This window comes from Candidatus Pelagibacter sp. Uisw_130 (assembly GCF_047722505.1).
Taxonomy (GTDB): Bacteria; Pseudomonadota; Alphaproteobacteria; order Pelagibacterales; family Pelagibacteraceae; genus Pelagibacter.
On the sequence record NZ_CP159814.1, the window covers coordinates 358,493 to 370,217 of the forward strand.

Sequence of the window (11,725 nt, forward strand, 5' to 3'; positions counted from 1 at the left end):
TTCAAGATATGCCTAGAGAAGCAATGGATTATGATGTGGTAATCGTTGGGGGTGGTCCTTCAGGACTATCTACGGCAATTAAACTTAAGCAATTAGATCCAGAATTAAATGTATGTTTACTTGAAAAAGCCTCAGAGATTGGTGCACATATTTTAAGTGGTAATGTGTTTGAAACTAGAGCTTTAGATGAGTTATTACCAAACTGGAAAGAACTTAACTCACCAATTAAAACTAAGGTTTCTAAAGAAAAATTCTTATTTCTAAGCAAAACAAAATCTTTAAGTTGGCCGACATGGCTACTTCCATCAGTTCAACAAAATCATAATAATTACATAATTAGTTTAGCAAACCTATGTAGATGGTTAGCAGAACAAGCAGAAACTTTAGGTGTTGAAATATTTCCAGGCTTTCCAGCAAGTGAAATTTTATACAATGAAGATGGATCAGTTAAAGGAGTTGCAACTCAAGACATGGGTGTTGATAAAAATGGAAATAAAAAAGATAGCTTTGAACCAGGCATAGAGCTTTTAGGAAAAGTTACTGTTTTTGCAGAAGGATGCAGAGGACATCTTGGAAAACAATTAGTTGAAAAATATAATTTATCAGAAGGTAAAGATCCTCAGCAATATGGAATTGGGTTTAAAGAAATTTGGGAAATCAGTGAACAAAATCATGAAGAGGGAATGGTAATGCATACTGCAGGTTGGCCACTAGATAACAATACTTATGGCGGAAGCTTTATCTATCACGCAGAAAACAAACAAGTTTTTTTAGGTTACGTAATTGGTCTTGATTATAAAAACCCACATCTTTCACCGTTTGATGAGTTTCAAAGATTTAAAACTCATCCTGCAATTAAAAAAATAATTGAAGGTGGAAAACGTATTTCATATGGCGCACGTGCTTTAATTGAAGGTGGACTTCAAAGTTTACCTAAAATGTCAATGCCAGGAGCACTACTTGTAGGATGTGATGCTGGAACTTTGAATATGCCTAAAATTAAAGGATCTCATACTGCAATGAAAAGTGGAATGATTGCAGCAGAAACTATTTTTGAAAATTTAAAAGAAAAACAAGATTTATCAATTTATGACGATAAATTTAAAAAAAGCTGGTTATATGAGGAACTCCACCAAGCTAGAAATGTTAAGCCTAGTTTTAGCTGGGGTTTAATATTGGGAATAATATTTACAGGAATAGATCAAATTTTATTTAGAGGAAAATTGCCCCTAACACTTAAACACAAACATGCTGATCATGAAACTTTAAAGCCAGCAAGTGAAATGCCAAAAATTGATTATCCAAAACCAGATAATATTATTACATTTGATAAAACAAGTTCTGTTTATTTAACAGGAACCAATCATGCTGAAAATCAACCTGTACATTTGCAGCTTAAAGATCCAAATTTACCAATTAGTTACACTTTAGAAAAATTTGATGAGCCTGCACAAAGGTATTGTCCTGCTGGCGTTTATGAAGTTCAAAATGAAAATGATGTTAACAAGTTTGTCATAAATTCTCAAAATTGTATTCATTGTAAAACTTGTGATATTAAAGAGCCCTCTCAAAATATTACGTGGGTAACACCAGAGGGAAGTGGTGGACCTAAATATGGAAATATGTAATTAGAAAGATAAGATTAGCCCAATAGTAAACAGCACAGAAACTATCAATCCTAAAAAAACTAAGTTTGTTAAAGTTTCTTTTGCTCTAACTTTTCTAGCTCTATTTAAAAGAATATTTATATCAACTCTACCTGATGATGAAACTTCCTCACTTTTTCCAGGGGTCCCCAAAGGAGGAAGATTATTTAATTCTGTAGAACTTACTTTTTCTGAACTCATGAATAATGATTACTAGCTTTATAAAATATTAAAACAAACCAATTGTCCAATATGGGTTGACTCTTATATATCAATTGTCCAATATGGGTTTTTTAAAATCATGAACACTATACCAAGTATATCATCTCAAATTGATGAAAAAATAATCTTCAAAGTAATTGATAAACACTTTAGTAGATTGGCACCATATTATTATAAATGGATAAACAGTTGGTTGATTGGAGCCTACGAAAATTTTGGAAATATAGATAAATATATAATCTTAATTTACATAATTAACCAAGATTTTATATTCTTCAGAAAAAATGGGTTAATAGTTGATTATAACACATTCTATAAAGATAAAACATTAGAAGTAGCAAAAATTAATATCAGCAAAATTTCAAAAGATCTTCAAATACCAAAAGAGAGTGTAAGAAGAAAAGTTGAAGAACTAGAAAAAGCAGAGATAATTAAAAGAAAAGGTAAACAAATTTTTATAAATAGAGCAGCAATTCCTGTAGTTCAAGCAAATTTAACTTTGAAAAATATGAGTGTTTTATTGTGTGAGTTTAATAAAATTCTTAAAGAAGAAGATATTGTTGAAGTAGCTTACCCAACTACAGAAATTTCAGATTCAATTAAAAAAAACTTTTCTTTTGTTTGGTATCAATTTTATAAATTCTTATTCATATTTACTAAAAGATGTAGAAAATATGTTGGAGACTTAGAAACTTTTTGTATTGGACTTTTAGTTTTAGTTAACTCAGCTGATAACAAAAACTTTAAAATAAAAGATTTAACTAGAAAAAAATATACGACTTCAATTCAAGGCTCTGATGATAGAGGAGTTAATACAATGTCTATTTCTGATGTAACAGGAATTCCAAGAATAACAGTTATTAGAAAATTAAAATATTTGATAAAAAGAAATATACTTCAAATTAATGAAAAGAAGTTGATTACTTTAAATATTTCAGGTGTTGCATTTGATGAAATTGAAGAATTACAAAATAAAAATATGAGATCTTTAAGTAATTTTATTTATAGAGCTTTTAATCAAATTAAAGTTATACGCTAATTGTTTTTTCTCAAAATTAACTAAGATAAATCAATAGCATTTTTTTTTAAAACTTCCATAGAAACAAGTTTTAAAGTTTTTTCATGAGTTCTTTTTAAATATACAGGACAAGGTTTCCCAGCATCAGCAGCTCTTGCATACCAACTAGCACAAACACACCAACCATCTCCAGCTTTTAGTCCTGGAAATCCAAATTCAGGATGAGGAGTTATTAAATCGTTACCAGCTTCTTTACACCATTCTAAGAATTCTGTTGTAACTTTTGCACAAACTGTATGAACGCCATGATCATTTTCATCAGTACTACAACATCCATCTCGGTGCCATCCTGTTAAAGGATCGTTAGAACATTCCTCTAGATCTTCACCTAGAACATTCTTTTGCTTGTCACTCATTTAAATTTTTGTAGGATTGGGTTGACCTTTGTAGACAACTTCAGGATCAAAAGATTTTTCTTTCTCTTCAAATTTCATTTCAACTTCTCTACCATTTTCAATTGGACCAAGTGGAATTGATCTATAAAAACATGATCGATAACCAACATGACAACTTGAACCATCACCAATATCAACAGTTAACCAAATTGAGTCTTGATCATCATCAATTCTAATCTCAATTACTTTTTGAGTAAAGCCACTAGTTTTACCTTTATGCCAAATTTGTTGTCTAGATCTACTGAAATAATGAGCTTCTTTAGTCTCAATGGTTTTTTTAAAAGCTTCAACATTCATATAACCGTGCATCAAAACATCTTTAGTCTTTGAACACATTGTAATAACTGGAATTAACCCATCATTATCAAATTTTGGTGAAAGGAGTTTCCCCTCTTCAATTTCGACAATATTTTCTCTTTTTTTAAACATAAGTAGGTGATTATGTAGCATATTAAGAAATATATTAAATATTTTAAAAACAATGATTTACTGTATAAACTTGCCTTATGAAATTAGTAGAAGACACAGATAACAAAATTTTAGATACTAAAAAAGTTTCTGACAAAGAAGCTGAAGAGGCTTTTAAAACTATTTTAACTTGGATGGGTGAAGATCCTAACAGAGAAGGATTATTAGAAACTCCCAAAAGAGTAGTTAAAGCATACAAAGAATATTTTGGTGGGTATGCAGAAGATCCTAATAAAATTTTAAATAAAACTTTTGGAGACGTTGAGGGTTACAATGATATGGTTGTAGTAAAAAATGTTTCTGTGCAAAGTCACTGCGAACACCATATGGCTCCAATTATTGGTACAGCACAAGTTGCATACATTCCAAATGAGAGAGTTGTTGGCTTAAGTAAACTTGCAAGGGTTGTCGAGATTTTTTCAAAAAGATTACAGACACAAGAAAGACTAACGATGCAAATTGCTAAAACAATAATGGAATCTCTAGATGCAAAAGGTGTGGCTGTAACAATAGATTCAACACATCAATGCATGACTATGAGAGGTATTAAAAAAGAAACCGCAACAACAGTTACAAATTATTTCTTAGGACAATTTAAAGAAGACCTTAGTATTCAAAATAGATACTTAAGATTTATTAGTAAGTAACTTTCCCAGGGAGGAGATCAATGTCAGATAAATTTAAAGCACTAGTTATTAATCAAGAAGGTGAAAATTTTACCCGAGAAGTAAAATCAATAGTTAAGTCATTTTTAAAACATGGTGATGTTACTGTTAAAGTAGATTATTCAGATTTAAACTATAAAGATGGAATGATTTTGAAAAATGGTGGTCGTCTTGTTAAAGAATTTCCACATATTCCAGGCATAGATTTTTCTGGTACTGTTCTTGAAAGTGAAAATCAAAAATTTAAAACTGGTGATGAAATAATTTTAACTGGATGGAGAGTTGGAGAAGCTTTTTTTGGTGGATACTCTCAGATAGCGAAAGTTAATGCCGATTTTTTAGTTAAGAGACCTTCAAACCTAACTAGCAAACAGGCTATGATGTTAGGAACAGCTGGCTTTACATCTTTAATGAGTGCTTTTGCTATTCAAGCTAGAGAAGAAATTTTATTAGGCGATAAAGTAAATGATGTATTGGTTACTGGAGCTACCGGTGGGGTGGGAAGTGTAGCGGTAATGGCTCTTACTAAATTAGGATACAATGTAACAGCTGTTACAGGAAAAGATTCCAAAACAGATTATTTAAAATCGTTAGGAGCAAAAAATGTTGTTAATAGAGCTGATTTTGACAAAGATCCAAGACCTATTGATAAAGGATTATGGGATGGTGTAGTTGATACAGTAGGAGGTAAAATTTTAGCTAATGCAATAGCTCAAACTAGATCAAATGGAATTATAGCTGTTTGTGGTAATGCAAATAGCAATGAACTAAATACAAATTTATTACCATTCATGCTAAGGGGAATTAAAGTTTGGGGAATGGACTCAGCAAATTGTAGCATTAAAAGAAGAGAATTTATTTGGGCAGAAGCAGCAAAGCTTGTTGATTTTGAAGTTCTTGAAAAATCAATCTTAACTGTAAGTTTAGATGAATTGTTAGAAACATACCCAAAAATTTTAAAGGGTGAAATTTCAGGAAGAGTTTTGGTAGATTTAAATAAATAGATGGATTGGGATAAATTAAAAATATTCCACGCAGTTGCAGAAGCAGGTAGTTTTACTAACGCAACAATAAACTTAAATTTAAGTCAATCAGCAATAAGCAGACAAATTCAATCATTAGAACTGGATCTTAAAGTACAACTCTTTGAAAGACACGCAAGAGGTCTTACTTTAACTGAAAATGGTGAATATTTATTTAAAACAGCTCACGATGTAATTAGTAAATTAAAAGAAGTTGAATCTACATTGGGTGATCAAAAAAATAAACCAAGTGGTAAATTAACAATTACAACTGTTAGAAGTTTTGGTACTCACTGGTTAACACCTCGTATCCAAGAGTTTATGACTTTAAACCCTGAAATAGAAATTGAATTAATTTTTGATGATAAGGAGTTAGATTTAAGTACTCGACAAGCAGATATAGGTATTTTCATGAGAAGACCTAAGCAGCTTAATTATATCCAAAAAAAATTAGTAGATATTAAATATTATATTTATGGATCTAATAAATATTTAGAAAAATATGGAATGCCCAAAACAATCTCAGATCTAAATAAACATAAACTCATTTCATTTGGTAAAGGAGCACCATCTCCCGTCTACGATCCAGATTGGGCTTTAAAACTTGGAATTAAAGATGCTAAAAAAAGAAAACCAATAATGAAAGTTAATAGTGTTATGGGTTTACTTTTAGCCGTTGAAGCTGGTGTAGGTCTTGCAGCACTTCCTGAATATTTAGTTTCAAATTCAAACAACGTAATAAAGGTTCTTCCTAATTCAGAGGGTCCTATAACAGAGGCTCACTTTGTTTATCCACAATCATTGAAAAATACAGCTAGAATAACTGCTTTTAGAAACTTTTTATTTAGTAAAATAGGTGACTGGAAGTAGTCTATTTACTTTTATCGTTAACATAAACTGAAACTCCCCTAGAATTAATATCTACATCAAATTTTTTATGTAATGGTGGAAATGCTCGTTGTGAACAGTCTAACCTATCACAAGTTCTACAAGAAACACCAATAGGAATTTCAGTTTTCTTATCTGAGATATCTAAATTTTCTGTGTACACAAATTGTTTTGCATATTTTGCTTCACAACCTAAACCAATTGATAAAATACTTTTTGATAAACCATATCGACCAACACCTTTTTCAACAGTTCTTGCAATACATACATATTTTTCACCGTTAGTCATTTTACTTACTGCTGCTTGAATTACACCAGGCCTTGTAAAGGCTGAATAGACATTCCACCTAGGGCAAGCACCACCATATCTTGGTATTTCAATACCAGAAAGTGAAAAACGTTTGGAAATATTTCCTGCAATATCAGTTCTCAACATATGAAAAGGTATTCCTGGTAATTTAGGATCTTGAAGGCAAGTCACCCTATGAGCAACTTGTTCAAATGAAGTTGCAAAAGTATTTTGCAAAAGTTCTAAATCATATTTTAGCTTTTTAGATTCTAAATGAAATAATTTATAAGGCATTAAGATTGCAGCACCACAATAATTTAATAGAGCAACTTGAGTTAATCTTTTTGATTCTTCTGATGGAAAATTAAAATTAGATAGATATTGATTGATTTCTTTTGATGCACCTTCTTGTGCTATTTGAGAGGCTGCATGTAATTTTTTTGTCTCGAGTGTATTATAATCACTTAATAAAAGTTCCCCCTTTTTTTTATTAAAAATTTTTGAAAATGGTTTGCCATCTTCAGGAATAATATCTTTAACTGTTATAGAATATTCTTTTTTCAAATATTCACATAATGCAATATATCTAGTTCTATTGTTAACTTGAATTTTTTCAAAAACTTTATTTGCAAACTCTTCTAATTTTGGAAAATAGTTTTTATTTTCTTGAAGAAAATCAGATATTACTTCGCCAGGAAATGAATTTTTTCTATTATCAACTATTTTGCCAGATAGTTTTTCTATCTTATTTATTAATTCATGATCTTTTTTTTTAAGAATATCTCCCAACCTAACAAGAGCTCTACCAATTTTTGGATTTGTCCCTACTAAATCTTTAACTTCGGGTCCGAGTATATCTAAATCTTCGAATAATTTATCATCTAGTATTTCTGAAATAGTATTTTCTAGATTGATATCTGACTTTGTTGTTAAATCAGAAAGTTGAATATTCAATTTTTCACAAACTTTAAGTAATAAATCACCATCTATTTTTCTTTTACCACTCTCGATTAAATTTAAATAACTAGGTGATATCTCAAGTTCCTCAGCAAGTTTATTGGCTTGTAAACCTAGCTGTCTTCTAAAAGCCTTTATTTTTGGTCCTATTTTAAGATCTAATTGACTCATATTGTTAATTTGTAAATTTTGTAAATTATAATTTACAAAAAGTTTCTTTGTTTTACAAGGTTTTTAAAGAATTTAATGGATTTAGTAAATTTTGTAAATTATAAAGGTTTTATGGAAAATAAAAACAATAAAAACCAAGAAAATCAGTCTCGTATCACGAATGAAGAAGATCATACTCAAAACAGCCAGTCTGGTATTTACTTGAGAGATGATCATTGTGATTGGGGTTCAAGCGGCATGAATGAATTCACTAACGAGTTTAGTGAAGACAAGTAAGCCTCTTAAAATCTAATTTTCTTAACTACATAACCTAGAAAGATCCCACTCATGAGCTCAGAAGCTAAAGTTTCATACCACTTAAAAAGATTTGCTGGAATTAAAAGAGATTATACGCCTGAAGAAGTTGAGAGACTTAGAGGTTCAATAAAAATAGAATATTCGATGTGCAAACATCAATCAAAAAAATTATGGGATTTATTAAATTCTGAAAATTATATTAATACATTAGGATCATTATCTGGAAATCATGCAATTCAACATGCAAAAGCTGGGTTAAAAGCAATTTACTTGAGTGGATGGCAAGTAGCAGCTGATGCAAATACAGCTGGCGAAATGTATCCTGACCAATCTTTATATCCATATGATAGTGCTCCAAAATTAGTTGAGTCGATGAACAACGCTTTAATTAGAGCCGATCAAATTCAACATATGGAAATTAATGATGGTGATATGAAATCAAAAGATAGAACAGACTATATGTTACCTATCATTGCAGATGGAGAAGCAGGTTTTGGTGGACCGTTAAATGTTTTTGAATTAGCAAAAAAATTTATTAAAGCAGGTGCAGCTGGAGTTCACTTCGAAGATCAATTAGCAAGTGAAAAAAAATGTGGTCATATGGGTGGAAAAGTTTTAGTTCCAACTGGTACAATGATCAAAAATTTAAAAGCTGCAAGACTTGCCGCAGATATTGCAGATGTACCATTAATAATTTTAGCTAGAACAGATGCAAATGCAGCAAAGCTAATTACTAATGATCATGATGAAAATGATAAACCTTTTTTAACTGGTGAAAGATCACCAGAGGGTTTTTATTATGTTAAACAAGGAATTGAACAGGCTATTTCAAGAGGTTTAGCTTATGCTCCTTATTCAGATTTAATTTGGTGCGAAACAGCAACACCTAACTTAGAAGAAGCAAAAAAGTTTGCTGATGCAATTCATGAAAAGTTTCCTGGTAAATTATTAGCTTACAACTGTTCTCCCTCGTTCAATTGGAAGAAGCATTTATCAGATGCTGAGATTGCAACATTTCAGCAAAAAATTAGTGAGATGGGTTATAAGTTTCAGTTTATTACACTTGCAGGATTTCATACACAAAACATTGCAATTTTTGAACTTGCAGAAAAATATAAAACTGAAGGAATGACAGCTTACTCTAAAATACAAGAGCTTGAATTTGCTAGAGAAAAAGATGGTTATACAAGTGTTAAACACCAACGAGAAGTTGGAACATCTTACTTTGATGCAGTTTCAAATACCATAAGTAGTGGAAAAAGTTCTACTACTGCAATGGAAGGTTCTACAGAATCTGAACAATTTTAATTAGTCTTTAATAAGCTTTCTAAATATGATTAAATATTTAGATGCTTATAAGTAGTTTACTTCTAATTATTCTTTATTTTTCTCACAGATATATTGTTGCTTGGATAATATTCTACAATAATCAAGATGACCGTTTTGGTAGCTCTATATGGCGTTGGTCATATGATTATCAAGTAATTGGAGAAAGAGACGTTTCAGATCTTGATGACAAGCCTTTTGTAAGAAAAAGAAGAGTTAGAAACCGCACTGTTTCAATAATGTACTGCAATTTCTTTCTAGGGTTCTTTGTATTCATGTCTTTTTTAAGTAACTTACTTATACTGATTTTGAAGTAAGTAATTATTTTAGTGCGACACTTAATGCGATTGATAATCATTCGCAATGTTAATAATAAGCATTCTAATCTAAATAAATTAACAATTAAGGGAATAATAATGAAAAAAATTACGATTATTGCATTTTTCATGGCTTTATTTGCAAACATCACGTTTGCTGCTGAAGTCAATGTATTCAGTGCAAGACATTACGATTCAGATATTCAACTTTACGAAAAATTTACAGCTAAAACTGGAATTAAAGTAAACGTTGTATCTGGTAAAGATAAAGCTCTTCAAAAAAGAATAACTGAAGAAGGCGCTGATTCAAAAGCTGATCTTTATATTACTGCTGACGCAGGAAGATTAGGTTCATTCGCTGCAAAAGGAATGTTCCAAAATTCTATGACAGCTGCAATCAAAGCTGCAGTTCCAGCAAATTTTAGAACTTCTAAATGGACTGGAATAGCTAAGAGAGCAAGAATTATGTATTACTCACCTGAAAGAGTAAATGCTAATGAGCTTAATGGCATGACTTACGAAGGTCTTGCTGATCCAAAATGGAAAGGTAGAGTTGTTATAAGACAATCTAACAATATTTATAACCAATCTCTTGTTGCATCATTAGTAAAGAATAATGGTAAAGCATCAACTTGTTCTTGGGCAAAAGGTGTTGTGGCTAATATGGCTAGAGACTCTAAAGGAAATGATAGAGCTCAAATTTTAGCTGTAGCCGCAGGTGAAGCAGATCTAGCAGTAGCTAATACATATTATTATGCTTTGATGTTATCTGGAAAAAAAGGGGCCGAACAACAAGCAGCTGCTAAAAAAGTTTTACCTTTTTTCCCTAACCAAGGAGATAGAGGAACTCACATGAACATTAGTGGAGGAGGAGTAATTAAAACTGCACCAAATCCTGATAATGCAAAAAAACTACTTGAGTTTTTATTAACTAAAGAAGCTCAAGAACATATAGTTAATAATACATTTGAATATCCAATGATTGATGGCGTTGAACCTCATGCATTAGTTAAACAAATGGGTCTTGGATACAATCAAGATTTAGAAACTAAAGTTGCTAATTATGGAAAACAACAAGCTACAGCATTAGAGTGTATGTTAGCTGCAAGTTGGAAATAATAAGCTAGTGAAAAAGAATTTATTTAATATTGATTTAGATAAATCTTCTGACGTATATGGATCACAATCTCTGAAAGCTTGCGATCCATGTGCAGCAGAGTGTGAAAAAATCAATAGAAAAATAAATAATAGAAAATTATCAGATATTGAAGATAAAGAGGTTGCACATATCCTCTCTCCTTTTAATACATAATTTTCTTTTTAATGATTGTGCTCATAGCTCTTCAAAAGGTATTTACCCTACCTAATTTAACTATGGGCACTAAAAAATTAAAATGCAAGTAATTCAATTAAACAAACACTTAATAAAAAACAGGAATAGAATGATAGAAGGAAAAAAATGTTCAAATGTAGTTTTGAAAACAAGAAAAATTGGAAAATGGGTTGATGTAAGTACTGATGAAATATTCAAAGGTAAAAAAGTAATACTATTTTCATTACCAGGTGCATTTACACCAGTATGTTCTGAAAAGCAGTTACCAGGATTTGAAGAAAATTATGATAAATTGTTAGGCCTAGGTATTAATGAAATTTATTGTATTAGTGTTAATGATGGTTTTGTGATGAATGCTTGGGCTGATCAACAAAAATTGAGAAAAGTTAAGGTATTACCAGATGGAAATGCAGATTTTACTCGTTCAATGGGCATGCTAGTTGACAAAAAGCATGTTGGTTTTGGTCTAAGAAGCTGGAGATATAGTACAATTATTGATGATGGTGTGGTTGAAAAATGGTGGCAAGAGGATGGTATGAATAATGATGGCAGTGATCCTGATCCATATGAACAAACAACTCCTGAGAACTGTATCAAATATCTATCTAAGTAATAAAAGATGCAAACCCATAGCTTATAAGAAAATTTTAA

15 protein-coding genes are annotated in these 11,725 nt (G+C 30.9%); 11 read left to right on the forward strand and 4 right to left on the reverse strand.

Annotated elements, in window-relative coordinates:
• The first annotated feature begins 8 nt into the window (after nucleotides 1-8).
• On the forward strand, nucleotides 9-1,628 hold the full coding sequence (locus tag ABXT55_RS01895) for an electron transfer flavoprotein-ubiquinone oxidoreductase (RefSeq protein ID WP_415285068.1): 1,620 nt from the start codon (nucleotides 9-11) through the stop codon (nucleotides 1,626-1,628).
• On the opposite strand, the gene ABXT55_RS01900 is transcribed toward ABXT55_RS01895, so the two are convergent.
• The gene (locus tag ABXT55_RS01900) at nucleotides 1,629-1,847 is read right to left on the reverse strand and encodes a hypothetical protein (protein WP_415285069.1); all 219 of its coding nucleotides are present in this window, start codon (nucleotides 1,845-1,847) and stop codon (nucleotides 1,629-1,631) included.
• A gap of 100 nt (nucleotides 1,848-1,947) precedes the next feature.
• On the opposite strand from ABXT55_RS01900, the gene ABXT55_RS01905 reads away from it, so the two are divergent.
• Nucleotides 1,948-2,907 (forward strand): MarR family transcriptional regulator, encoded by a 960-nt coding sequence (locus tag ABXT55_RS01905; RefSeq protein WP_415285070.1) that lies wholly within the window; start codon nucleotides 1,948-1,950, stop codon nucleotides 2,905-2,907.
• Between the two features lie 20 nt (nucleotides 2,908-2,927).
• On the opposite strand, the gene ABXT55_RS01910 is transcribed toward ABXT55_RS01905, so the two are convergent.
• Complete coding sequence (locus tag ABXT55_RS01910) at nucleotides 2,928-3,302, reverse strand: DUF2237 family protein (protein ID WP_415285071.1); 375 nt, start codon at nucleotides 3,300-3,302, stop codon at nucleotides 2,928-2,930.
• The gene (hisI, locus tag ABXT55_RS01915; protein ID WP_415285072.1) at nucleotides 3,303-3,770 is read right to left on the reverse strand and encodes a phosphoribosyl-AMP cyclohydrolase; all 468 of its coding nucleotides are present in this window, start codon (nucleotides 3,768-3,770) and stop codon (nucleotides 3,303-3,305) included.
• A gap of 77 nt (nucleotides 3,771-3,847) precedes the next feature.
• Between hisI and folE the strand changes: the two genes are divergently transcribed.
• From folE to ABXT55_RS01930, 3 genes are read left to right on the forward strand one after another with little or no spacing between them, the layout of a single operon-like run.
• Nucleotides 3,848-4,456 (forward strand): GTP cyclohydrolase I FolE, encoded by a 609-nt coding sequence (folE, locus tag ABXT55_RS01920; RefSeq protein WP_415285073.1) that lies wholly within the window; start codon nucleotides 3,848-3,850, stop codon nucleotides 4,454-4,456.
• 20 nt (nucleotides 4,457-4,476) lie between these two features.
• Nucleotides 4,477-5,478: an MDR family oxidoreductase gene (locus ABXT55_RS01925; protein WP_415285074.1), complete on the forward strand. Its 1,002-nt coding sequence runs from the start codon at nucleotides 4,477-4,479 to the stop codon at nucleotides 5,476-5,478.
• Nucleotides 5,479-6,366, forward strand: coding sequence for a LysR family transcriptional regulator (locus ABXT55_RS01930; protein ID WP_415285075.1), 888 nt, complete (start codon nucleotides 5,479-5,481; stop codon nucleotides 6,364-6,366).
• Nucleotide 6,367: 1 nt separating this feature from the next.
• On the opposite strand, the gene ABXT55_RS01935 is transcribed toward ABXT55_RS01930, so the two are convergent.
• Entirely contained in the window at nucleotides 6,368-7,801 is a 1,434-nt protein-coding gene (locus ABXT55_RS01935) for a helix-turn-helix domain-containing protein (protein WP_415285076.1), read from the reverse strand.
• Nucleotides 7,802-7,876: 75 nt separating this feature from the next.
• Here ABXT55_RS01935 and ABXT55_RS01940 point away from each other — a divergent pair, with 75 nt between their 5' ends.
• The 6 genes from ABXT55_RS01940 (at nucleotide 7,877) to ABXT55_RS01965 (ending at nucleotide 11,687) form a co-directional block, all read left to right on the forward strand.
• Nucleotides 7,877-8,077, forward strand: a complete 201-nt coding sequence (locus ABXT55_RS01940) for a hypothetical protein (protein WP_415285077.1) — start codon at nucleotides 7,877-7,879, stop codon at nucleotides 8,075-8,077.
• A 51-nt stretch (nucleotides 8,078-8,128) separates the two neighbouring features.
• On the forward strand, nucleotides 8,129-9,406 hold the full coding sequence (gene aceA / locus ABXT55_RS01945; RefSeq protein WP_415285078.1) for an isocitrate lyase: 1,278 nt from the start codon (nucleotides 8,129-8,131) through the stop codon (nucleotides 9,404-9,406).
• Between the two features lie 41 nt (nucleotides 9,407-9,447).
• On the forward strand, nucleotides 9,448-9,741 hold the full coding sequence (locus ABXT55_RS01950; protein WP_415285079.1) for a hypothetical protein: 294 nt from the start codon (nucleotides 9,448-9,450) through the stop codon (nucleotides 9,739-9,741).
• Between the two features lie 99 nt (nucleotides 9,742-9,840).
• Complete coding sequence (locus tag ABXT55_RS01955; RefSeq protein WP_415285080.1) at nucleotides 9,841-10,860, forward strand: extracellular solute-binding protein; 1,020 nt, start codon at nucleotides 9,841-9,843, stop codon at nucleotides 10,858-10,860.
• 7 nt (nucleotides 10,861-10,867) lie between these two features.
• Nucleotides 10,868-11,053 (forward strand): hypothetical protein, encoded by a 186-nt coding sequence (locus tag ABXT55_RS01960; protein WP_168607384.1) that lies wholly within the window; start codon nucleotides 10,868-10,870, stop codon nucleotides 11,051-11,053.
• A gap of 133 nt (nucleotides 11,054-11,186) precedes the next feature.
• The gene (locus ABXT55_RS01965) at nucleotides 11,187-11,687 is read left to right on the forward strand and encodes a peroxiredoxin (protein ID WP_415285445.1); all 501 of its coding nucleotides are present in this window, start codon (nucleotides 11,187-11,189) and stop codon (nucleotides 11,685-11,687) included.
• Nucleotides 11,688-11,725: the final 38 nt, after the last annotated feature.

Excerpts from the sequence above, each read along its gene's own strand:
- ABXT55_RS01895 (WP_415285068.1), top strand. The coding sequence starts at position 9 with ATGCCTAGAGAAGCAATGGATTATGATGTGGTAATCGTTGGGGGTGGT.
- ABXT55_RS01900 (WP_415285069.1), bottom strand. The coding sequence starts at position 1,847 with ATGAGTTCAGAAAAAGTAAGTTCTACAGAATTAAATAATCTTCCTCCT.
- ABXT55_RS01905 (WP_415285070.1), top strand. The coding sequence starts at position 1,948 with ATGAACACTATACCAAGTATATCATCTCAAATTGATGAAAAAATAATC.
- ABXT55_RS01910 (WP_415285071.1), bottom strand. The coding sequence starts at position 3,302 with ATGAGTGACAAGCAAAAGAATGTTCTAGGTGAAGATCTAGAGGAATGT.
- hisI (WP_415285072.1), bottom strand. The coding sequence starts at position 3,770 with ATGTTTAAAAAAAGAGAAAATATTGTCGAAATTGAAGAGGGGAAACTC.
- folE (WP_415285073.1), top strand. The coding sequence starts at position 3,848 with ATGAAATTAGTAGAAGACACAGATAACAAAATTTTAGATACTAAAAAA.
- ABXT55_RS01925 (WP_415285074.1), top strand. The coding sequence starts at position 4,477 with ATGTCAGATAAATTTAAAGCACTAGTTATTAATCAAGAAGGTGAAAAT.
- ABXT55_RS01930 (WP_415285075.1), top strand. The coding sequence starts at position 5,479 with ATGGATTGGGATAAATTAAAAATATTCCACGCAGTTGCAGAAGCAGGT.
- ABXT55_RS01935 (WP_415285076.1), bottom strand. The coding sequence starts at position 7,801 with ATGAGTCAATTAGATCTTAAAATAGGACCAAAAATAAAGGCTTTTAGA.
- ABXT55_RS01940 (WP_415285077.1), top strand. The coding sequence starts at position 7,877 with ATGGATTTAGTAAATTTTGTAAATTATAAAGGTTTTATGGAAAATAAA.
- aceA (WP_415285078.1), top strand. The coding sequence starts at position 8,129 with ATGAGCTCAGAAGCTAAAGTTTCATACCACTTAAAAAGATTTGCTGGA.
- ABXT55_RS01950 (WP_415285079.1), top strand. The coding sequence starts at position 9,448 with ATGCTTATAAGTAGTTTACTTCTAATTATTCTTTATTTTTCTCACAGA.
- ABXT55_RS01955 (WP_415285080.1), top strand. The coding sequence starts at position 9,841 with ATGAAAAAAATTACGATTATTGCATTTTTCATGGCTTTATTTGCAAAC.